At 65.0% G+C, this 20,178-nt stretch carries 19 protein-coding genes and 1 riboswitch; of the genes, 9 read left to right on the plus strand and 10 right to left on the minus strand.

Translation table 11 applies throughout. From position 1 onward, the window contains the following. Positions 1 to 6: 6 nt before the first annotated feature. Positions 7 to 1,878 carry a purple acid phosphatase family protein gene (locus BLIN9172_RS15470; RefSeq protein WP_170286949.1) on the minus strand — a complete coding sequence of 624 codons (1,872 nt, stop codon included), beginning with the start codon at positions 1,876 to 1,878 and terminating at the stop codon, positions 7 to 9. Positions 1,879 to 2,024: 146 nt separating this feature from the next. Then, a riboswitch (TPP riboswitch) is annotated at positions 2,025 to 2,133 on the plus strand. A 22-nt stretch (positions 2,134 to 2,155) separates the two neighbouring features. Between BLIN9172_RS15470 and BLIN9172_RS15475 the strand changes: the two genes are divergently transcribed. The 3 genes from BLIN9172_RS15475 to BLIN9172_RS15485 are packed head-to-tail and all read left to right on the plus strand — an operon-like array spanning position 2,156 to position 5,152. After that, positions 2,156 to 2,782, plus strand: coding sequence for an ECF transporter S component (locus BLIN9172_RS15475; protein ID WP_101555844.1), 627 nt, complete (start codon positions 2,156 to 2,158; stop codon positions 2,780 to 2,782). Beyond that, positions 2,782 to 4,314, plus strand: a complete 1,533-nt coding sequence (locus BLIN9172_RS15480; protein ID WP_101555845.1) for an ABC transporter ATP-binding protein — start codon at positions 2,782 to 2,784, stop codon at positions 4,312 to 4,314. The genes BLIN9172_RS15475 and BLIN9172_RS15480 overlap by 1 nt, the downstream gene beginning before the upstream one ends. After that, positions 4,307 to 5,152: an energy-coupling factor transporter transmembrane component T family protein gene (locus BLIN9172_RS15485; RefSeq protein ID WP_240812197.1), complete on the plus strand. Its 846-nt coding sequence runs from the start codon at positions 4,307 to 4,309 to the stop codon at positions 5,150 to 5,152. Before BLIN9172_RS15480 ends, BLIN9172_RS15485 begins: the two co-directional genes overlap by 8 nt. Positions 5,153 to 5,174: 22 nt before the next feature. On the opposite strand, the gene BLIN9172_RS15490 is transcribed toward BLIN9172_RS15485, so the two are convergent. The 5 genes from BLIN9172_RS15490 to BLIN9172_RS15510 all read right to left on the minus strand — a co-directional run bounded on the left by BLIN9172_RS15490 (position 5,175) and on the right by BLIN9172_RS15510 (position 8,419). Next, positions 5,175 to 5,717, minus strand: coding sequence for a hypothetical protein (locus BLIN9172_RS15490; protein WP_101555847.1), 543 nt, complete (start codon positions 5,715 to 5,717; stop codon positions 5,175 to 5,177). Between the two features lie 50 nt (positions 5,718 to 5,767). Continuing rightward, positions 5,768 to 6,088, minus strand: a complete 321-nt coding sequence (locus BLIN9172_RS15495; RefSeq protein ID WP_101555848.1) for a putative quinol monooxygenase — start codon at positions 6,086 to 6,088, stop codon at positions 5,768 to 5,770. Positions 6,089 to 6,165: 77 nt separating this feature from the next. Further along, a complete protein-coding gene (locus tag BLIN9172_RS15500) occupies positions 6,166 to 6,909 on the minus strand; it encodes a class I SAM-dependent methyltransferase (RefSeq protein WP_101555849.1) in 744 nt (247 codons plus the stop codon). A gap of 9 nt (positions 6,910 to 6,918) precedes the next feature. Further along, positions 6,919 to 7,521, minus strand: a complete 603-nt coding sequence (locus BLIN9172_RS15505) for a class I SAM-dependent methyltransferase (RefSeq protein WP_101555850.1) — start codon at positions 7,519 to 7,521, stop codon at positions 6,919 to 6,921. 22 nt (positions 7,522 to 7,543) lie between these two features. Beyond that, positions 7,544 to 8,419 carry a LysR family transcriptional regulator gene (locus BLIN9172_RS15510; RefSeq protein ID WP_101555851.1) on the minus strand — a complete coding sequence of 292 codons (876 nt, stop codon included), beginning with the start codon at positions 8,417 to 8,419 and terminating at the stop codon, positions 7,544 to 7,546. A gap of 178 nt (positions 8,420 to 8,597) precedes the next feature. Here BLIN9172_RS15510 and BLIN9172_RS15515 point away from each other — a divergent pair, with 178 nt between their 5' ends. Continuing rightward, the gene (locus BLIN9172_RS15515) at positions 8,598 to 9,818 is read left to right on the plus strand and encodes an NAD(P)/FAD-dependent oxidoreductase (RefSeq protein WP_240812196.1); all 1,221 of its coding nucleotides are present in this window, start codon (positions 8,598 to 8,600) and stop codon (positions 9,816 to 9,818) included. Positions 9,819 to 9,920: 102 nt separating this feature from the next. Continuing rightward, positions 9,921 to 11,456 carry an L-piperidine-6-carboxylate dehydrogenase gene (gene amaB / locus BLIN9172_RS15520; RefSeq protein WP_101555852.1) on the plus strand — a complete coding sequence of 512 codons (1,536 nt, stop codon included), beginning with the start codon at positions 9,921 to 9,923 and terminating at the stop codon, positions 11,454 to 11,456. Positions 11,457 to 11,502: 46 nt separating this feature from the next. On the opposite strand, the gene BLIN9172_RS15525 is transcribed toward amaB, so the two are convergent. Further along, complete coding sequence (locus BLIN9172_RS15525; RefSeq protein WP_101555853.1) at positions 11,503 to 11,775, minus strand: hypothetical protein; 273 nt, start codon at positions 11,773 to 11,775, stop codon at positions 11,503 to 11,505. 206 nt (positions 11,776 to 11,981) lie between these two features. Between BLIN9172_RS15525 and map the strand changes: the two genes are divergently transcribed. From map to BLIN9172_RS15540, 3 genes are all read left to right on the plus strand, one after another. Continuing rightward, positions 11,982 to 12,749 carry a type I methionyl aminopeptidase gene (map, locus tag BLIN9172_RS15530; protein WP_101555854.1) on the plus strand — a complete coding sequence of 256 codons (768 nt, stop codon included), beginning with the start codon at positions 11,982 to 11,984 and terminating at the stop codon, positions 12,747 to 12,749. A gap of 117 nt (positions 12,750 to 12,866) precedes the next feature. Beyond that, a complete protein-coding gene (radA, locus tag BLIN9172_RS15535; RefSeq protein WP_101555855.1) occupies positions 12,867 to 14,234 on the plus strand; it encodes a DNA repair protein RadA in 1,368 nt (455 codons plus the stop codon). Between the two features lie 43 nt (positions 14,235 to 14,277). Next, complete coding sequence (locus BLIN9172_RS15540) at positions 14,278 to 14,670, plus strand: VOC family protein (protein WP_101555856.1); 393 nt, start codon at positions 14,278 to 14,280, stop codon at positions 14,668 to 14,670. A 4-nt stretch (positions 14,671 to 14,674) separates the two neighbouring features. Here BLIN9172_RS15540 and BLIN9172_RS15545 read toward each other — a convergent pair whose 3' ends face one another. Next, positions 14,675 to 15,493, minus strand: a complete 819-nt coding sequence (locus tag BLIN9172_RS15545) for a hypothetical protein (RefSeq protein WP_145997982.1) — start codon at positions 15,491 to 15,493, stop codon at positions 14,675 to 14,677. Positions 15,494 to 15,529: 36 nt separating this feature from the next. On the opposite strand from BLIN9172_RS15545, the gene BLIN9172_RS15550 reads away from it, so the two are divergent. Beyond that, a complete protein-coding gene (locus tag BLIN9172_RS15550; RefSeq protein ID WP_101555857.1) occupies positions 15,530 to 16,561 on the plus strand; it encodes an iron-sulfur binding domain-containing protein in 1,032 nt (343 codons plus the stop codon). Positions 16,562 to 16,653: 92 nt separating this feature from the next. On the opposite strand, the gene BLIN9172_RS15555 is transcribed toward BLIN9172_RS15550, so the two are convergent. Beyond that, positions 16,654 to 17,238 (minus strand): amino-acid N-acetyltransferase, encoded by a 585-nt coding sequence (locus BLIN9172_RS15555; RefSeq protein WP_101555858.1) that lies wholly within the window; start codon positions 17,236 to 17,238, stop codon positions 16,654 to 16,656. Between the two features lie 107 nt (positions 17,239 to 17,345). Then, positions 17,346 to 19,886, minus strand: a complete 2,541-nt coding sequence (locus BLIN9172_RS15560) for an ATP-dependent Clp protease ATP-binding subunit (protein WP_101555859.1) — start codon at positions 19,884 to 19,886, stop codon at positions 17,346 to 17,348. Between the last annotated feature and the right edge of the window lie 292 nt (positions 19,887 to 20,178).

The following is a 20,178-nucleotide window of genomic DNA, read 5'->3' on the forward strand; positions in this document are numbered from 1 at the left end:
GGTTGATCAGCAAGGCTGCGCCGAGCAGCTGAGTCCGGGACCTCGACGGCGACGGCTCACCACGAGGAGTCCCGCGCCGAGTGCCAGCGCCCCCGCGCCGACAGCCAAGGGCAGTGCGAGCCCACCGCCGGTGCGGGGCAGGTCTCCATCCCCACTCGCCGAGGCGGTCCCGGAGGAATCCGAATCATCGCCCGTTCCTACGGCGTTCGCTTCTGCACCGTTTGCCTCGGCTGCATCTGCCTCGGCGCCGGAGTCGGCAGTGCCGGCATCTGCCGTGCCGGCCTCGGATCCGCTCCCGTCGTCGTCAGAGCTTGCCGCATCCACATCGGAATCCGAGCCGGTCGCGCTTGCGCCGGCGTTTATTTCGGCGTCCGAGCCATCCGCCGAGGAGTCGGCACCGCCGCTGGCGCCGGCTTCGGAACCGGCGTCGGCCTCCGCGTCATCATCCGGGGCAGGTTCTTCCGCCTCGGCGCGCCTGAGTTCGACATCGTCGATCTGCTCGGCTGTTGCCCGCGCTTCCGCCCGTTCGCCATCGGCCGACGCTCCCTCAGCAGGCACCTCATAGGTCGTCGCCCGCAGCGCTTCGTCGCTGACGCGGACCCGGGTGAAGGCGGGCATGTCGTTGTGGACGCTCTTGCCTTCCCAGTCGAGGCCGGGAACGTAGTCGTAGAACTTCGACCCCGATGACGAGGTCAGCGTGAGGTAGAGCGTCTGCCCGTCTTCCTTCGCCTCATCGGCTCCCGCTTCGGAGCCCTCGACGGGCTTGCCCTCCCCGTCCATGAGGAAGGTGCGGTTAAAGATGTGGTCGTGGCCGGAGACGACGAGGTCGATGTCATTGCGGGCCGCGACCGGTGGGATCGCCTTCCGCAGCCGCTTCACATCGAGATCGTTCCAATGTGTTGCCGTCGAATAGATCGAATGGTGGAATCCCAGCACAGTCCATCGTGCCTGGCCACCGTGTTCGGCGACGACCTCGTCGATGAACTCGGCGTGGGCGTCCATGTCCGAACTGTTCGAGTTGATGTTGAGGAACAGGACTCCGTCTTCGATGAACCAATAGTCGCCGCCGGAGGTGATGATGCCTCCGCCGCCGTGGTCCTGGCTGACATTGGGTCGGTTGAAGTGCTGTTCGTAGGCCTTCGACGACACATCGTGGTTGCCGATCGTCGTCGCCTGCGGGATCGTCCGGGTCGCTTCCGGCGCCAGGTACTGCGCGTACTGCTCTTGGTTGCCGGCGGAGTTGACCTGGTCTCCCAGGGAGTAGAGAAAACTCGGGTCGTCGGCAGTGGCCACGGCCGTCGACAGGGTCCGTTCCCAGCCGGTGGCGACCCCCAGGTCTCCGCCTCCGGCGCCGACCTGGGGGTCGCCGAATACGAGGAATTCGTCATCTCCTCCGGACGATCCTGTGGTGAACTGCTGCACCTCGGTGAACCCGTCCTCGTCGCTGCCGACCTGGTAGGCGTAGTCGGTGTCGGGTTCCAGGTCGGTCATGCTCGCATGGTTGAAGTGACGTTTGAGGTCGGTGGCGAGACCGGAGTCCGTGGTCTCAGCCGCTGCCGCGTCGGCGGGAAGTTCGCCTCCCTCGAGTTCATTGACCGGCGCCCACCGGACCTCTCCCCCGCCGGAGTTCTCACTCATCCACGAGAGGTTGCGCGTCGTCGAGTCGGCTCCGACCTGCAGTACGGGATCGGTGATCGCCTCATTCCCCGCATCCGCCTCGGCGGGCGTGTCCGTCGGGTCCTGGCTCACGGTCGAACTCGGGCCGCCCGAGCCGAGATTCGGTTCGGCGCGCACGGGCACCGGGGCCGCCACCAGAGCGGCGAGCAGGGTGGCGGCGGACAGGGCACTGAGTGGTCGCTTGAGTCGATGCGTATTCACCCACCCATTCCTACCGATCAGTAGTGTCCGGTCGTTCGAGGCCCGTCGACGAGACAGGGAACGAGAGGTGAATCGTCGATGACGGATCCCGGCCTCCGGGTCGCCTCCGCTCCCGGTCGCTGCTTCTCTCACCTGTTGTACAGTGGTGGCTACGACAGGGGAGCGCCGTCAGGGGCGCTGAGAGTGCAGAAGAAGCTGCAGACCCTCGAACCTGATGCGGTCAGTACCGCCGAAGGAAGTCGAGACTCTTCACCCCTCCTTGATATGAGGAGGCACAATGCCGAATACCACCGCGCCGACCACCACCCCCGCCCGCGCGCAGGCCTTCACCGCGGCGCCGAAGACGAAGCAGTGGCGGGTCGTCGACTATGTCACCACCGCCGTGCTCGGCATCGCCGTGGGACTCGTCTTCTGGGTGCTCGCGCTGAGCTGGAAGGTCCTCGAACTCGCCTTCCAGGCATTCCCGCCGTCGATCGGCCTCATCGCCGGACTCTGGGTGCTGGCCGGTCCGCTGGCCGGTGCCATCATCCGCAAACCCGGTGCCGCACTCCTGTGCGAACTCATCGCCGCGATCGTCGAAGCCGTGCTCGGCTCCCACTTCGGGGCGACCGTTCTGCTCTCGGGTCTGCTGCAGGGCCTCGGTGCCGAACTCGTCTTCGCCGCCTTCGGCTACAAACGCTTCACCCTGTGGGTCACCGCCGCTTCGGGTGTGCTGGCCGCGGCGTTCATGGCCGTGAGCGAGAACATCATGTACAACGCCGAATGGCAGTTCGGGTTCCAGGCGATCTATGCGGTCTGCGCGATCATCTCCGGCCTCGTCATCTCCGGCATCGGCGCGTGGTACGCCTACCGGGCGATCGCGGCCACCGGAGCTCTGAGCTCCTTCGCCTCCGGCCGTCGCTGATGGCGCTGCCGATCACGGCCGCCGGCTTCTCATGGACGCACACCGACCGTGATCAGCCTGCGGTCGGTCCGCTCGACCTGCAGATCGTGGCCGGAGAGAAGGTGCTGCTGCTCGGCGCCTCCGGAGCCGGGAAATCGACGTTCCTCCACGCCGTCGCCGGTGTCCTGCCCGAGGAATCGGGTGAGGCCACCGGTGAACTCCTCGTCGGCGGAGAGAAACCGGATCCTCGCCGAGGCAGCACCGGGCTGGTCCTCCAAGATCCCGATTCGCAGGTGATCTTCTCCCGCGTCGGTGATGATGTGGCATTCGGGATGGAGAACCTCGGACTCCCGGCCGAGGTCATCGAGGCTCAGGTCCCCGAGTCCCTGCATGCGTTGGGACTCGATCTGGCCCCGGAGCATCCGAGTGCGGCCCTGTCCGGTGGGCAGAAGCAGCGGCTGGCCCTGGCCGGGATCCATGCGATGGCCCCGGAGGTCATCGTCCTCGACGAACCGACGGCCAATATCGATCCCGCCTCGGCGACCGAGGTCCGCGATGCCGTGCTCACCGTGCAGGCCGAGACACAGGCGACCATGCTCGTCGTCGAACACCGGGTGGAGCTGTGGACCGAGCACGTCGACCGTGTCATCGTGCTGGGCGGTGACGGGATCGTCGCCCAAGGTCTGCCCGAGCAGATCTTCACCGATCCGGACCTGACCGAAACGCTCATCGGCTGCGGCATCTGGATTCCGCAGGACTCCCCCACCCCGCGCCGAGGCGGGGCCGCAGGAATCGGTGGGACGTCGGGCCGCCTCGGCGAGGTTCTGCTGCGCACAGATCGGCTCAGCGTTGCTCGACCGCGCATGGCCACCCCCGCCGCGACCGGACTGGACCTGAGCCTGAGCGCCGGTCAGGCCCTCGGAATCATCGGTGCGAATGGGGCAGGCAAATCGACCACGGCCCTGACCTTGGCGGGCCTGCTGCCCGAATTCTCCGGGCAGGTCCTCGCCGAGGCGGCCCTGCGGGAAGGAGCCAAACGGCCCCGACCGTTCGCGTGGCCGTCGAAGCAGCTGGCGGCGCGCATCGGGATGGTCTTCCAGGAACCGGCCCACCAGTTCCTCACCTCGAGCGTGGCGGCCGAACTCGAGCTGGGTCCCAGGCTGGCCGGGTGGTCTGCCGCCGAGTCGCAGGCACGGGTGGATGAGCTTCTTGCGGGTCTCGGTCTCACCGGTTTGGCGCAGGCTCATCCGCAGAGTCTCTCCGGTGGGGAGAAGCGTCGCCTGTCGGTGGCGGCGATGCTGGCTCCCCGGCCCCGGGTGCTCATCGTCGATGAGCCGACCTTCGGTCAGGATGCGCTGACGTGGGCGGGGTTGGTGGAGATGTTCCTCGATGCCTTGGATCACGGTTCCGCAGTGGTGGCGGTCAGCCATGATCTGGCGTTCCTCGAGGCCATCGGCGCCGATCTCCTCGAGCTCGGCTACCGCGGCCACGAAGAGCGATCCGACGGCAATAAGTCGGATTCGCATGTCAGGGCGGGTGAGCGCGGTGAGTAAGGGCCTCGATGAGCACGTTCGCCACTCCCCCGAGGTCGCGGTACAGGATCCGGGGCAGCTCATCCCCGTGGTGCGTTCGACCGCTTTGGCTCGGTGCAATCCGCTGACGAAGATCGCAGTCGCTCTCATCCTCATGGTCGGGGCGCTGCTGAGCATCGATCTGGTCTCTGCCGGGGTGGTGCTGCTGGCAGCAGTGCTGGCGCTGCCGGCGACCGGACTCGATCTGGTGGCCGCGGCCAAGCGGCTGTGGTTCCTGCCCGCCGGCGCTCTGCTCGCCGCTTGGGGCACGGCTCTGTTGGCGGAGAAAACCGGAGATGTGGTCGTCGACTTCGGTCCGATTCTGTTCACCACGGGGTCCCTGGCCGCGGCTGCGGCGATCTTCGTCCGTGCCCTCGCCTTGGCGATCCCGCTCATTGTGCTCGCCTCGACGATCGATCCGCGTGACCTCGCCGATGCGCTCATTCAGCACCTGCGCCTGCCAGAGGTCGTCGTGGTCTCGGTTCTCGCGGCCTCACGCCTGCTCGGACTGCTCGTCAGTGAGTGGCAGGTGCTGGCGATGGCTCGCCGTGCGCGCGGTGTCTCCGGAGGTTCGCTTCTGCGGCGCACGGGCAGCCTCTTCAGCGGGGTGTTCGTCCTGCTCGTGGTCTCGATCCGCCGGGCGACGACCTTGGCGATGGCGATGGAGGGTCGGGCATTCGGTCGTCCTGGACGGACGTGGCGCAGGCGGTCGAGTTTCACGGTCCGAGATGTCGTGGCGGTGCTTCTCAGTCTGGCCGTCTGCGCGGTCGCGATCGGTGCGGCTCACATGCTCGGAGTCTGGAACCCGATCATCGGCTGAGGCGACGAGGATATGGCACAACTCAGAGCTGTTTGAGGAGGTCCTTGCCGAAGGCCCGCCATTCCTCCAAGGCTTCGGGGCTGGGCAGTTTGGATATGGTGAGGACGACGAGGGTCTTGTTGTCGCTCTTCGTCTCGGCTGCGGCTTCGACCTTGATGCCGCCGTCGAGGTTGGCTCGCCAGAAGGAGCGCTTCGCCGTCTCCGAGGTGCGGGGATCGCCGTCGAGGGCCACCTCGTTGAGGGTGTCGCCGACGAGGGAGGCGAACTTGGCGATGAGTGCGGAACGATCGCCCGGGATGGTGCGGGAGACGGCAACGTCGAAGGTGCCGTCGGCGCGCTGGCCGGGGACGCGGCGTCCGATCTCCTGCTCATAGGCGACGACGGCGCCTTGGACCCACCAGCCGTGGTTGTCGACCCTGCCGTCGAACTGGGGATAGAGAGCGTCGGCGAGTTCTTTGTGGCTCGCCGACGCTCCCCCGGCTGCCTCGAGGCGAGCTCGGGTGTCTGCCCATGGCTCGCCGAGAGCCTTTTCGATCGATGCGATGTTCTGCGCTTTGGTCGCCATGGCAGAAGTCTATGTGCTCGGTCGACCCGGGATGAAGGTCTGGAAGGGGTTCAGTCGATCTTGAGTTCGCCCATCTCGTCCCAGCCCTCACCGTCGATCTTGCGGGAGATGATCTTCGGAGTCGAGACCAGGTGCGGGCGCATGGCTTCGAGACCGGCGGCGAAGTGATCGCTGGTGACGTGCGGTTCTGCGCCTTCGTCAGTGAATGCCTCGACGAGGACGAACTCGTTCGGGTTCTCCAGGCTCTTCGACCATTCGAAGAAGAGGTTGCCGGGTTCGGCGCGGGTCGCCTCGGTGAAGGCCCGAACGGCCTCGGGGAACGTCTCGACGCTTTCGGGTTTCACGTCATACTTCACGACGATGAAGATCATGGTCATTCTCCTTCAGCTGATCAGCAGTACGGGTCGATCCCAGCTTAGTTCTGACGCAATTGCGAATCGACCGCTGATCAGTCGAATCCTTTGCTCGCTTCCACAATGATCAAGCGTTCTTCTGCCGATCCGGTGAAAGGACTCCGGTGCCAATCGCTCCACAGATTGTCGACCCGCAATCCGACTGAGTGAAGATCACCTTGCAGTGTTTCGGCAGACCGGAAGCTCAGTCGCAGAGTAGTTTCAATGGTTCGTTCTGCGTCGATGAACTCATGAATAGTTGTCATCGTCACTGTTCCATCTGTGTCGGGACCCGAGACTGATTCGGACTCTCGCAATGTACCCGCCGAGGTTTCGCGAACTTCAGCTGGGCCGCCCCACGCCTGCCACGATTCGTTTCGTGGATTTCGAGTCTCGAAGACGAGCCGCCCGCCTGACTTCAGCCCTTGAGCGATGTCGAGCAGAGTTGTCTCCCATGCCTCGTCGATGATGTGCATGGCGACGTTTCCGCTCATGAGAATCAGATCATTGGCGTCGCGGTCAATGAGTTCGGAGGTGCCCCGTCGCCATTCGACCCGGTCGCCGCCGGGCCGATTTGCCGCGTGAGAAAGCATCGCAACGGCAGGATCGATGCCGACAATTCTGCGTCCCTCTTCAGCCAAGGTGACTGTCAGAATTCCGGTTCCACAGCCGAGGTCGGTAATAGATGAAGCCGAGAGGTCGTCAGCCATCGCACGAAAGTAGTCGTGGTCAGGTCCGTCGCCGTTGTCCTCGTCATAGATCTGGGCGAGAAGGTCGTCGTCGTAGCCGACATCATCCATGCTCGCGGCTCACAGCCTTTCGGCGATGAGGACGAGGAAGTCGCTGTCGGGCTCAAAGGGACGCAGCTCCCAGGTGGAGAACTTCTGGTCGACGAACATCCCCGTGGCCTTGACGTCCTCGATGAAGTCGTCGAAATCGTACCCCCGTCCGGCACCGAATCCGGACACGAATCGACCGCCATGCTTGAGGGTCGATTTGATGTTGCCGAGAGTCTGCCGGCGCGAGGCGGGATCGAGGAAGGACAGGACGTTTCCGGCGCAGAATGCCACGTCGATCTCGGTGATTCCGGCACCGGCGAAATCGAAGTCGGCGAGGTCGCCGGTGTGCCATTCACCGCTGGGGAAGTCCTCCTCGGCGACGGAGATGAGGAATTCGTCGAGGTCGACACCGAAGACGGTGTGCCCTTCGTCGATGAGCAGTCCGCCGGCCCGTCCGGTTCCGCAGCCGGCATCGAGGATGCGCGATCCCCGCGGGGCCATGGCGTTGACGAACCTGGCCTCCCCGCCGATGTCATGCCCGGCGGCCGCGAGATCACGCCACCGCTGCGCGTAGTTCGCCGAATGGTCGGGGTTGGCCCTGCGTACCTTGTTCCACTGATGGTCGAAGCTCATGCCCTCATCCTAGGCCGGATCCTCAGGCGAAGACTTCGGTGACCACCTCGGCGACCGCCCGGACCGGATCGCTGGGGTCCGGGGAGGTCAGCACGATGATCTCGCGTCCGCCCGCCTCGGCGACCGGGTGGAGGTCGACGTCGGGCCCGCCCAACGACATCATGATCGGCGTCGCCAAGGTCAGCCCGAGCCCCGTTCCGGCGAGCGCCAACGCGACCGCGGTGTCCGTGACGATGTGGGTCTCCTTCGCATTGATTCCCAGCGCCGAGGTGGCCAACCGCATCGCGCGGCCGAAGAGCTCCTCGGCCGGTGGGAGGATCCAGTCGGCCTCGGCCAGATCGTCATCGCCCGGCCGGGACGTCCCCGCAGGGACGACGATGCCGAAGTCCTCGTCCGCCACCGCCTCCCAGCGCAGCCCGCGCATCGGCGGCAGCGGCGCGGCCGGGTAGTTGATCCCGATCCCCAGATCGATGACCCCGTCGATGACGGCCGCCGACATGGTCTCGACATTGATCTCCCGCGCCCGGACTTCGATATGCGGATGGCGCTGGGCCAGCGCCCGCACCACCCTCGGCAGCGCCGTCGTCGACGCCGATCCGAAGACTCCGAGGGTGACGATGGCCTCGCTGCGGAAGTCCCGGCCGAGCATCGCCATCTCCGCCTGCTGCTGAGCGGCGAGGATGTTCCGGGCCCGGGGCAGCAGGGTGCGCCCGGCTTCGGCGAGGACGAGCCCACGGCCGCGCCTGCGGAACAGGTCGGAATCGACGACTCGGCGCAGCGCTGAGATGTGCTGGGACACGGCCCCGACGCTGTATCCGAGGTGGTCCGCCGCCCGCGTCATCGATCCGAGTTCGGCCACAGCGACGAATGTGCGCAGCTGTCCGAGAGTCCATGTCATGGCACCGCCCTCCTGTCTTTAGGTTTCTTGAACACTGTGTTCACAAACTCTCCCTTGCCCTTAAGTGTGATGGCAACCACAATGAAGTCAAGACACAAACGCCGACATCGCCGTCGGCACTCTCCGTTTCCGGGGCGGCCAATGACGGTCGCCCCGGCAGCAGACAGCGAGGTGAACCGTGGAATCCCCCACCGCATCGACCACCGCCCCGAACACCGACGGGGTCCCCGACACGTCGAGAGCCCTGCCCGCCGAAGCTTCCGTCGTCATCATCGGCGCCGGCGTCATGGGAGCGGCCATCGCCTACCACCTGGCCGCACGCGGAGTCCGCGACATCGTCATCGTCGAACGCGACACCCCCGGAGCCGGATCGACGTCGAAAGCCGCCGGAGGGGTGCGCTGCCAATTCTCCGACGAGGTCAACATCGCCTTGGCCGCCCGCGGGCTCGACGTGCTGCGGAACTTCGAGACCGATTTCGGCGTCGACATCGATCTGGTCAGCAACGGCTATCTGTTCCTCCTCGACAACGATGACGACGTGCGCGCGTTCACCGACAATGTGGCCCTCCAGCAGCGGATGGGCCTGGATTCGCGGATGCTCACCCTCGCCGAGGTGGCCGAGCTGGCCCCGTTCGTCAACACCGAAGGGCTGATCGCCGGGGCGTTCAACCCCGGCGACGGTCACTGCACCCCCGAGGCCGTCGTCGCAGGCTTCGTCACCGCCGCCCGCGAGCGCGGGGTCACGGTGGTCAAGAACTGCGAGGTCACCGGTTTCGACACCGACGGCGGGACGGACCGCAGGGCCACCTCGGTGATCACGAATCAGGGCACGATCAGCTGCGAACAGGTCGTCGTCGCGGCGGGAGCCTGGTCCGGCCCCATCGGGGACATGGCCGGGGTCGACCTGCCCGTGGAGCCCCTGCGACGGGAGATCATGGTCTCCGAACCCGTCGATTTCGACACCTCGCGGATGCCCTTCACGATCGACTTCTCCACCAGCTATTACGTCCATCCGGAAGGCGCCGGGCTGCTGTTCGGCTGCCCCGATGAGGTCGATGACTGGTCCTTCAACGACAAACGCGACCCGAACTGGCTGGCCACCCTGGCCGAGCACATCGAAGCCCGCACCCCGGAACTCGGCGATGTCGAAGCGAAACACGGGTGGGCGGGACTGTATGAGATGACGCCTGACCACAATGCCCTCATCGGCGAGGCCGAGGAGAGGCCGGGATTCTTCTACGCCTGCGGGTTCTCCGGTCACGGCTTCCTCATGGGCCCGGCCGTCGGGGAGGTCGTCGCCGACCTCATGACCGGTCGCAGCCCCTTCGTCGATGTGACTCCCATGAACAAACGACGCTTCACCACCACCGGACTGCGTAAGGAGCTCAATGTGATCTGAGTCCTCGCACACCCGCCCCTCACACCCGACCTCCCCACAACGACGGAACACCGCCGACCGGCCAAGCAGCCGATCGACACAGCAGATGACGAAAGGACAGCAATGACTGCACTGCCCACCGACCAGACCATCACCGACCTCCTCACCTCAGGGCTGAGCGCCTGCGGAGTGGACGCATCCGTGTTTGAGGGATCGGCCGCCTCGGCGAGCCTTCCGGCCCGCTCCCCCATCACGGGACAGGACCTCGGGACGATCGCCGCGGACACCGCGCAGACGGCGGCGAACAAGATCGCTGCAGCCCAGACCGCGTTCGAGACCTGGCGGGACGTGCCCGCTCCGGTCCGCGGTCAGCTGGTGCAGCGGTGGGGACAGCTGCTCGGCGAGCACAAGGAGGATCTGGCGAAGATCATCACCGTCGAAGCCGGCAAGACCCCCTCGGAGGCGGCCGGTGAGGTGCAGGAGATGATCGACATCTGCGAGTTCGCGCTCGGTCAGTCCCGGCAGCTGTGGGGCAAGACCATGCCCAGCGAACGGCCGGGTCACCGGCTCATGGAGACGTGGCATCCCCTCGGCGTCGTCGGTGTCATCTCCGCGTTCAACTTCCCCGTGGCCGTGTATTCCTGGAACACCGCCCTGGCTCTGGTGGCCGGTGACGCGGTTGTGTGGAAGCCCTCGGAGAACGCCGTGCTCGCAGCCCTCGGGGCACAGTCCCTGCTGGCCAGGGCCGCCGCCGAGGTGGGGGCGCCCGAGAACCTCGCGCCCGTCCTCATCGGCGGTCGGGACATCGGTGATGTGATGGTCCGGGATGAACGCGTGGCCCTGGTCTCGGCGACGGGATCGGTGCGGATGGGTCGCGAGGTCGGTCCCGTCGTGGCCGAGCGCTTCGGCAAGATCCTGCTCGAGCTCGGCGGCAACAACGCCGCCATCGTCGCTCCGAGCGCCGATGTCGACCTGGCACTGCGCGGAGTGGTCTTCGCGGCCGCCGGAACGGCCGGTCAGAGGTGCACGACGCTGCGACGGCTCATCGTGCACGAGTCCATCGCCGACGAGTTCGTCGACAAGGTCGTCGCCGCGTACAAGACGCTGAGCATCGGATCGCCGACCGATGACGGAGTGCTCGTGGGACCGCTCATCAATTCGGGTTCGTACGAGGCGATGCAGGCGGCACTCAAGCAGGCAGAGGCAGAGGGCGGCGAGATCCTCTGCGGAGGCGGCCGGGTGCTCGCCGATGAGCGCCCGAACGCCCACTACGTCGAACCGGCAGTGGTGCGGATGCCCAGTCAGAGTGCCGTGGTCAAGGAGGAGACGTTCGCCCCGATCCTCTACGTCGTCACGTATTCGGATCTCGATGAGGCGCTCGAGATCCACAACGGGGTGCCGCAGGGTCTGTCCTCGGCGATCTTCACTGCCGAACTCGCCGAGTCCGAGCAGTTCCTCTCCCGTTCCGACTGCGGCATCGCCAACGTCAACATCGGCACCTCCGGTGCGGAGATCGGCGGTGCCTTCGGTGGTGAGAAGGAGACCGGCGGCGGACGCGAGTCGGGTTCGGATTCGTGGAAGGCCTATATGCGTCCGGCCACCAACACGATCAACTACTCCGGCGAGCTGCCGCTGGCGCAGGGCGTCGAGTTCCTCTGACGAGCGGGCACTCTGAACGGCTGGCCCTCGAGGGCGGCTCGAGAGGTCAGCCTCCGTCTGCCGGGCAGTCGCCATCGTGCTCAGTTGCACGAGCTGTTGAGTCCGAACGCTCCTTTCCCGCAAAGACCGAACGCCGCTCCTCCGCTGAAGTCCGTCGCCGGTAGTCCCGAAGAATGAAAACGAGGCAGAGCAGCGCGCAGACGGGAAAGACGACGAGCGTGAGAATCCAGGGGCCACCCGAGCGGAGGTCCTCTTCACCCGCCAGCACCGAGACGGCAAGCCCCATGCCTACCCCGAACGCTGTGATGATGTTCCTCATGCTCCGCACCCTACGCACCGGAAAACACCAGCACAAGCTTTCTTGAGGGCAATTCGAGCAACTGCGAGGACTCTCTGCCAATCACTGAGCTGTCTGCTTGCCCACAGATCCGGGTGCGGCCGCGACTTCGGCATTGCCGGGGACTAAAATCGAGTCTGGAGCAGTGAACGCCGTTGAAACCCCGCACCTCATTGAAGGAGACCCCTGTGATTGAGCTGAAGACGCCCGCCGAGATCGACAAGATGGCGGTGACTGGCCGTTTCGTCGCGAAGACCTTGGCCGAGCTGACCTCGATCGCAGAACCGGGCATGGACATCATGCACTTGGAGAAGACCGCGCGGAAGCTCATTGAGGACGCCGGAGCGAAGTCCTGCTACTGGGACTACGCCCCGTCCTTCGGGTCCGGCCCCTTCCGCAATGTCATCTGCCTGTCCGTCAATGACGGCGTCCTCCACGGCAAACCGCACAACTATGTCCTCAAGGACGGCGATCTGCTCACCCTCGACTTCGCAGTGTCCATCGACGGCTGGGTCGCCGACGCCGCCCGTTCCGTCGTCGTCGGCGACGGCAGCGATGAGGACCAGCGCCTCATCGACACCACCTGGGCCGGCCTCGAAGCCGGCGTCGGCGCCGCCCAAGCCGGCAATCGCCTCGGCGATATCTCGAAGGCCATCGGTGACGTCGCCGATGCCCACCGCATCCCCGTCAACCTCGACTTCGGCGGGCACGGCCTCGGCCACACGATGCATGAAGATCCGCACGTGCCCAACCGCGGCAAGGGCGGTCGCGGGCTGGTCCTCAAACCAGGACTGACCCTGGCCATCGAACCGTGGTGGTCGTTCACGTCGAAGAAGCTGTCCGTCGACAAGGACGGCTGGACCCTGCGTCTGGCCGACGGTTCGAATGGTGCCCATTCGGAGAACACGATCGCCATCACCGAGGATGGTCCCCGAGTCCTCACCACGCTCGACTGACCGAGCTGCCGCACTCTGCCGGCAGGGGCGTCCGACGAACTCATCGTCGGACGCCCTTTCGCATCTCTCGCCGCTCCTCAGAACTGCCATGTCAGCGGTCCGTGCCAGAATTGCGGTATGTCTTTCACGTGCTCGGAATGCGGCTATTCGACGGTCAAGTGGTTGGGACGCTGTCCCGAATGCCAGGCCTGGGGCACTCTTGAGGAGAAGGGTGCCAACTCGTCGAAGGTGAAGACGAAGGTCAAGAAATCCAGCGCGGCAAAGCCGATCAGCGAGATCGACTCGACGCTCGCGCAGGCACGGTCGACATTCGTCCCGGAGTTCGATCGGGTGCTCGGCGGGGGCATCGTGCCCGGCGCGGTCGTCCTGCTCTCCGGAGAACCCGGTGTCGGCAAGTCGACGCTGCTGCTCGACGTCGCCGCGAAGATCGCGATGTTCGGGGTCAAGGTCCTCTATGTCACCGGTGAGGAATCCGCCGGTCAGGTGCGGCTGCGCGCCGAACGGATCAACGCCCTGGCCGACTCACTTCTCCTCGCCGCCGAGACCGATCTGGGTTCGGTGCTGGGAATGATCGAGGCCGAACAGCCTGAGCTGCTCGTCGTCGACTCGATTCAGACGCTGGCCTCTTCCGAGGTCGAAGGCATCCCCGGCGGCGTCACCCAGGTCCGCGAAGTCGCCTCCGCCCTCATCCGAGAAGCCAAGGCCCGGTCTCTGCCGACTGTGCTCGTCGGCCACATCACGAAGGACGGCACGATCGCCGGTCCCCGCCTCCTCGAGCACCTCGTCGATGTCGTGTGCACCTTCGAAGGTGAGAGGCATTCGCGGCTGCGCATGCTGCGAGCGGTGAAGAATCGCTTCGGCCCCACCGACGATGTGGGCTGCTTCGATATGGAGGAGAACGGGATCAAGAGTCTCGAGGACCCCTCGGGTCTGTTCCTCTCGCGCAGCGGGGCGAACCCGCCCGGTACCTGCCTGACCGTGACGCAGGAGGGCAAGCGTCCGCTGCTCGTCGAAGTCCAATCGCTCATCACCGAATCCGCCGGCGGTCAGTCCCGCCGGTCCGTCTCCGGAGTCGACTCCTCACGTGTGGCGATGATGCTGGCCGTGCTCAGCCAGAACGTCTCACAGGCGAACCTCGCCAAGAGCGATGTCTTCACCGCCACGGTCGGCGGAGCGAAGCTGTCGGAACCGGCCAGCGATCTGGCGATCTGCATGTCCCTGGCTTCGGCGCTGCTCGGCAAGCCGCTGGCTCGCCACCTCGTCGCGATCGGCGAGGTCAGCCTGTCCGGCGAGATCCGCAACGTCCCCAATCTCGGCCAACGCCTCAACGAAGCCAAACGTCTGGGCATCACCCATGCCGTCGTGGCCAAGGGCGCGATGACCAATGTGGCGACGCCGGAGAAGATGAAAGTCGAGGAGTGCGAACACATCGCCGGGGCCGTCGAACTCATGCTGACGAATGGCGCCCTGCGGGAACAGAAGTGAGAAAGTTCGGGACTTTCGCACGGTTTTGGCGCATCCTGGTGTCATGACCACGACAGTTTTTCCAGCGTTCCGGACCACCGATGCGGCAGCGACGATCGAGCTGCTGGTCACGCTCGGATTCACCGAAAGACTGCTCGTACGCAACGAGCAGGACCCGGCGCTCGTCGAGCATGCCGAATTCGCGCTCGGCAACAACGGCGGGATCATGTTCGGTTCGGTCCGCCACGACGGATCGGCACTCGACGCGGTGGGCGGCGGCTCGATCTACGTCGTCGTCGACACCGAACGCGAAGTCGACCGGCTCTACCAGGAGATCGTCGACCTGGGGCATGCGATCGTGCGACCGGTGGCGACTCAAGACCATGGCGGCAGCGAGTTCGACTTCCGCGACCACGATGGCAACTCGTGGGGAGTCGGCTCCTACCGCGGGGCCTGATTGCTCAGTCCTGCGGTTCCTCTGACTGCGTCTCGCCGGAGTCCTTCTCGCCGGAGTCCTGCTCCGACTTCTTCTCTTCGTCGGCTTTCTTCTTCTCCTCCGCGGCCCTCTTCTTCTCCGCGGCCTTCTTCTCCTTGGCCTTTTCGGCGGCGCTCTTCTCGAGCGTGAACTCAGTCGGTTCGCTCTTCTTGTCGTCGAGTTTCACGATGAGCTCATAGTCACCGGGAGCGAAGTCATCGTCTTCGCGGTTGCAGTTCTTGTCGACCTTGATCCGGTTCCACTTGAGCTTCGCGGTCTTCTCCGACTGCGGTGCGAACTCAGTGGACGCCTCTGCATTCTCGTCTTTCGCGGCCGCACAGTACGTCGACGACCACACGACGTCACCGTCTTTTTCGACGATGAACTCCTGCTTGTCGGTGCCGACCTCGATGAGGCAGGTGGCCGAGTGTCCGTTCTCGATGACCATGCCGAATTCGGGTTCTTTTCCGTCCTTCACGGAATTCGGATCGACCTTCGCCTTCAGCGAGACCTGGTCCTCCGGGCATTTTCCGCTCGCCGCCTGCTTATCGGGCACCGGGGCCGCCGTCGTCGATTCGGCCGGAGTCGTCTCCTCGGCAGCGACCTCGTCCGATCCATCACTGCGGCCGCCGATGGCGGTGACGATGCCGACGATTCCGAGCACCAGGAGTGCCACGACGAGGAGGCCGGCCACAGCGAGCGTGATCCGGCGTCTGCGGTACACGTGAGCAGGCAGCTTCCCGCTAGACTGGCGGGGCTGCCCGGCAGCTCTGCTCGGCTGCGAACCACGATTGGAAGGAGTCATCGCTTTGAGCCTAGGCAATTGCGAATGAGCATCCAAATGACACACCGAGCCGGTTCCGAATCCGATTCCGCCGGGCCTTCTGCCGCCTTTCCCGAGGTGACGGAGCCCGTGCTCAGACGGGTCCAGGACACGGTCATCGCCTGGTTCGAAGAAGCCGCCCGCGACCTGCCGTGGAGGGCTCCGAACACGAGCGCCTGGGCGATCCTCGTCAGCGAGATCATGTCTCAGCAGACCCCTGTCGCCCGGGTGGAACCACGGTGGCGTGCCTGGATGCAGATGTGGCCGACCCCGGCCGATCTCGCTGCCGCGCCGACCTCCGAGGTCCTCCACGCCTGGGACCGTTTGGGCTACCCGCGCAGGGCCCTGCGGCTGCAGGAAGCCGCCGGAGTCATCGCTGCGAACCTGGACAACCGGGTTCCCGAAACGACCGAAGAACTCGAACGCCTGCCGGGCATCGGGTCCTATACCGCCGCTGCGGTCTCGTCCTTCGCCTTCGGCCGAAAGACGACCGTGCTCGACACGAATGTCCGTCGGGTTCTCATCCGCCTCTTCGCAGGAAGAGAACGTCCCACCAGCTCCCCCAGCCGGAAGGAGACTGCCTGGGCGGCCGGCCTCGTGCCCGAGGATGAACATGTTGAGTGGAACGCCGGTGTCATGGAGTTCGGGGCCCTCGTCTGCACGGCTCGCAATCCCGATTGCCCCGCCTGCCCGCTTCAGGACATCTGCACATGGAACCGGTTGGGCCGACCCGCCTCGGCGACGAAACCGAAGACTCAGAAGTGGGCGGGCACGGATCGCCAGCTGCGCGGAGCGATCATGGACGTTCTCAAAGCCGCCCATGCTGCTGAGGACGACCGGCACGGCGTCAGCCTCGACGTCTTCACCACTGCGATGACCGACTTCGATCCGGCGCTTCTCGACTCATTGGCCGAATCCACGGCCGCAGCAGTGGCGCGAGTGCGCGAACTCAGCGCCGACCGGGACAGGATCTCTCGACTCATCTCTGATCTCGTCACCGACGGACTGGCACAGCAGATCGACGGGCGATTGGCACTGCCGAACCGCTGACGACCGGGCCGCGGTGCGACAACTGGAAATGCAGAGGTGGTGCGGCCGCCATCGCCCCCACCGGCCGGTGAGAGGTGTGAACCGCGTCCGTCTCAGAGGTATTTGATCATCCGTGAGTTGCCCAGGGTGTTCGGTTTCACCCGTGCCAGATCGAGGAACTCTGCCACACCCTCATCGGTGGAGTGAAGCAGTTCGACGTAGACCTCGGGTGAGACGGGGATGCCTTTGATCGGCTCGAAGCCGAGCGATCCGAAGAATCCGGTCTCGAAGGTCAGGCAGAACACTCGGTCGACACCGATCTCACGGGCATCGGTGAGGAGCTGTCTGATGATCGCCTTGCCCACCCCCCTGCCCCGATAGTCCGGGGACGTGGCGACTGTGCGGGCCTCGGCGAGGTCAGCCCAGATGATGTGCAGGGCACCGCAACCGGCGAGGATCTCCGAACCGTCGGGCTGCGGGTCGACGACCAACCAGAACTCCTGCAGCGACTCGAAGTACGTCACCGTGTCCTTGGCGAGCAGAATTCGCTCCCCGGCCAGCGGAGCAACCAGTGCCTCGATGCCTTTGACGTCGCCGGTCCTCGCCCGTCGCAGGTACAGGCCTCCGGGCAGTTCGTGCTTGGAATGGTGGTCCTCGGAGATCCGCTCGTGGTCGAAGTCGCCTGCATGTGAGCTCATACCCACATTCAACACCATCTCCGGCTGCGGATACGAAAGAGTCCGGGGAGCCGACTTGCTGCCGACTCCCCGGACTCTTACGCGTTATCCGAGAAGGTGATGAACGATCAGGCCGAGGTCTCCGAGGATCCGCTCGAACCGGACGAACTCAAACCTGCGAGTTCGCTGTCGACATCCTCAGCGGGCTTCAGGCTCTCGGTCTCGATGCCTTCGAAGGTGAACTCAGCGTCCTTTCCTTCACCCTTGACGTCGACCTTCACGGTCTGACCGCGTCCGAGCTCCTTGAACAGGATCTTCTCCGACAGGGTGTCCTCGATCTCGAGCTGGATGGTCCGACGCAGCGGTCGGGCACCCAGGACGGGATCGTACCCGCGTTCGGCGAGCAGATCCTTCGCCTTGGCGGTGACTTCGATCTTCATGCCCTGATCGGCCAGGCGGACGTCGAGACGCTCGAGGAAGAGATCGACGATCTTGATGATCTCGACCATGCTCAGCTGCGGGAACACGATCGTGTCATCGACACGGTTGAGGAACTCGGGGCGGAAGTGCTGCTTGAGCTCTTCGTTGACCCGCTGCTTCATCCGATCGTAGTTGGTCTTCGTGTCACCCTCGACCTGGAATCCGAGCTGGAGTCCGCTCGAGATATCACGCGTACCGAGGTTGGTCGTCATGATGATGATGGTGTTCTTGAAGTCCACCTCACGGCCCTGCGAGTCGGTCAGGCGACCGTCCTCGAGGATCTGCAGCAGCGAGTTGAAGATGTCCGAGTGGGCCTTCTCCACCTCATCGAAGAGGACGACCGAGAACGGCTTGCGGCGAACCTTCTCCGTGAGCTGACCGCCCTCTTCGTAGCCGACGTATCCCGGAGGCGAACCGAACAGTCGCGAGACCGTGTGCTTCTCGGAGTACTCGGACATGTCGAGGCTGATGAGCGAGTCCTCATCGCCGAAGAGGAACTCGGACAGCGCCTTGGCCAGCTCGGTCTTGCCGACGCCGGTGGGTCCGGCGAAGATGAACGAACCGGAGGGACGCTTCGGATCCTTCAGTCCGGCACGGGTACGCCGGATCGCCCGCGAGATCGCCTTGACCGCGTCGTCCTGACCGATGACGCGCTTGTGCAGTTCGTCTTCCATCCGGAGCAGACGCGAGGATTCCTCCTCGGTGAGCTTGAAGATCGGGATGCCCGTGGCAGAGGCGAGCACTTCGGCGATGAGATCGGCATCGACGACCTTCGAGGTGTCGGTGCCGGACTTGCGCCATGCCTCGGTCTCCTCTTCCTTCTCCTTCTGCAGCTTCATCTCGGAGTCACGCTCCGAGGCTGCCAGTTCGAAGTCCTGAGCATCGATGGCGGCTTCCTTGCGGTGGCGGACCTCGAGGATCTTCTCCTCCAGGTCACGGATCTCCTGGGGAACCGACAGACGCGAGATGCGCAGCTTGGCACCGGCTTCGTCGATGAGGTCGATCGCCTTGTCCGGCAGGTACCGGTCGTTGATGTAGCGATCGGACATGTTCACCGCGGCTGCCAGGGCCCCGTCGGTGACGGTGACCTTGTGGTGCGCTTCGTACTTGTCCCGCAGCCCCTTGAGGATCTCGATCGAATGCGCCAGCGACGGTTCGGGCACCTGGATCGGCTGGAACCGACGCTCGAGCGCGGCATCCTTCTCGATGTGCTTGCGGTACTCGTCCAGAGTGGTCGCACCGATGGTCTGCAGCTCACCCCGAGCCAGCATGGGCTTGAGGATCGACGCGGCGTCGATGGCACCTTCGGCGGCTCCGGCACCGACGAGGGTGTGGATCTCGTCGATGAAGAGGATGATGTCGCCGCGGGTGCGGATCTCCTTGAGCACCTTCTTCAGGCGCTCTTCGAAGTCACCGCGGTAGCGGGAACCTGCGACCAGCGAACCGAGGTCGAGGGTGTAGAGCTGCTTGTCGGCGAGGATCTCGGGAACATCGCCGTTGACGATGGCCTGTGCGAGTCCTTCGACGACAGCAGTCTTGCCGACACCGGGTTCGCCGATGAGGACGGGGTTGTTCTTCGTGCGGCGCGAGAGGATCTGCATCACGCGTTGCATCTGCTCGTGCCGGCCGATGACCGGGTCGAGCTTGGCTTCGCGGGCCGCGGCGGTGAGGTTGGTGCCGAACTGGTCGAGCACGAGCGACCCCGAGGGGGTTCCCTCTTCGCGACCGCCGGCGGACACGGGTTCCTTGCCCTGGTAGCCCGACAGCAGCTTGATGACTTCCTGACGGACGCGTCCCAGATCCGCGCCGAGCTTGACGAGCACCTGCGCGGCAACGCCTTCGCCCTCACGGATGAGGCCGAGCAGAATGTGCTCGGTGCCGATGTAGCTGTGACCGAGCTGCAGGGCTTCACGGAGGCTGAGCTCGAGGACCTTCTTCGCCCGCGGGGTGAAGGGAATGTGGCCGCTGGGCGCCTGCTGACCCTGACCGATGATCTCCTGGACCTGGTCACGCACCTGTTCGAGGGAGATGTCCATGCCCTCGAGAGCCTTCGCTGCCAGACCTTCACCCTCGTGGATGAGGCCGAGCAGAATGTGCTCGGTGCCGATGTAGTTGTGTTTGAGAAGTTTTGCTTCTTCCTGCGCGAGCACCACGACGCGTCGTGCTCGGTCGGTGAACCGCTCGAACATATTCATCCTCCTCGGTCTTCTGATTCTTCTGAGCCTAACCACCACGACCGCGGATCTATTGCAGGTTTCGCCATGAGCCGAATGGGTTTGGCTGTCGGCGAAATTCCATGGTCGCCGAGGCTTCGCCACCGTCGAACTGGGGCCGTACGCATTGCAGACCGCTGCGGGGGGGGGTGCCCCTATGTTTTAAGTCAAGGGGCAACGACTAGTTTCTTCAAGAATATTCGGTAGGAGTCGAAAGGCAGGGATGATCGGTCTGGGAACCAGCTCCCGGACTGATCTGGTACTCCGC

Source organism: Brevibacterium linens ATCC 9172 (assembly GCF_900169165.1).
GTDB classification, from domain to species: domain Bacteria; phylum Actinomycetota; class Actinomycetes; order Actinomycetales; family Brevibacteriaceae; genus Brevibacterium; species Brevibacterium linens.

What these genes read in the sequence shown, in the direction of transcription:
- BLIN9172_RS15495 (WP_101555848.1), bottom strand. Translation starts at nt 6,088, where the DNA reads ATGATCTTCATCGTCGTGAAGTATGACGTGAAACCCGAAAGCGTCGAG.
- BLIN9172_RS15505 (WP_101555850.1), bottom strand. Translation starts at nt 7,521, where the DNA reads ATGAGCTTCGACCATCAGTGGAACAAGGTACGCAGGGCCAACCCCGAC.
- BLIN9172_RS15480 (WP_101555845.1), top strand. Translation starts at nt 2,782, where the DNA reads ATGGCGCTGCCGATCACGGCCGCCGGCTTCTCATGGACGCACACCGAC.
- radA (WP_101555855.1), top strand. Translation starts at nt 12,867, where the DNA reads ATGTCTTTCACGTGCTCGGAATGCGGCTATTCGACGGTCAAGTGGTTG.
- BLIN9172_RS15560 (WP_101555859.1), bottom strand. Translation starts at nt 19,886, where the DNA reads ATGTTCGAGCGGTTCACCGACCGAGCACGACGCGTCGTGGTGCTCGCG.
- BLIN9172_RS15555 (WP_101555858.1), bottom strand. Translation starts at nt 17,238, where the DNA reads ATGAGCTCACATGCAGGCGACTTCGACCACGAGCGGATCTCCGAGGAC.
- BLIN9172_RS15550 (WP_101555857.1), top strand. Translation starts at nt 15,530, where the DNA reads ATGACACACCGAGCCGGTTCCGAATCCGATTCCGCCGGGCCTTCTGCC.
- BLIN9172_RS15510 (WP_101555851.1), bottom strand. Translation starts at nt 8,419, where the DNA reads ATGACATGGACTCTCGGACAGCTGCGCACATTCGTCGCTGTGGCCGAA.
- amaB (WP_101555852.1), top strand. Translation starts at nt 9,921, where the DNA reads ATGACTGCACTGCCCACCGACCAGACCATCACCGACCTCCTCACCTCA.
- BLIN9172_RS15525 (WP_101555853.1), bottom strand. Translation starts at nt 11,775, where the DNA reads ATGAGGAACATCATCACAGCGTTCGGGGTAGGCATGGGGCTTGCCGTC.
- BLIN9172_RS15545 (WP_145997982.1), bottom strand. Translation starts at nt 15,493, where the DNA reads ATGACTCCTTCCAATCGTGGTTCGCAGCCGAGCAGAGCTGCCGGGCAG.
- BLIN9172_RS15540 (WP_101555856.1), top strand. Translation starts at nt 14,278, where the DNA reads ATGACCACGACAGTTTTTCCAGCGTTCCGGACCACCGATGCGGCAGCG.
- BLIN9172_RS15475 (WP_101555844.1), top strand. Translation starts at nt 2,156, where the DNA reads ATGCCGAATACCACCGCGCCGACCACCACCCCCGCCCGCGCGCAGGCC.
- BLIN9172_RS15490 (WP_101555847.1), bottom strand. Translation starts at nt 5,717, where the DNA reads ATGGCGACCAAAGCGCAGAACATCGCATCGATCGAAAAGGCTCTCGGC.
- BLIN9172_RS15500 (WP_101555849.1), bottom strand. Translation starts at nt 6,909, where the DNA reads ATGGATGATGTCGGCTACGACGACGACCTTCTCGCCCAGATCTATGAC.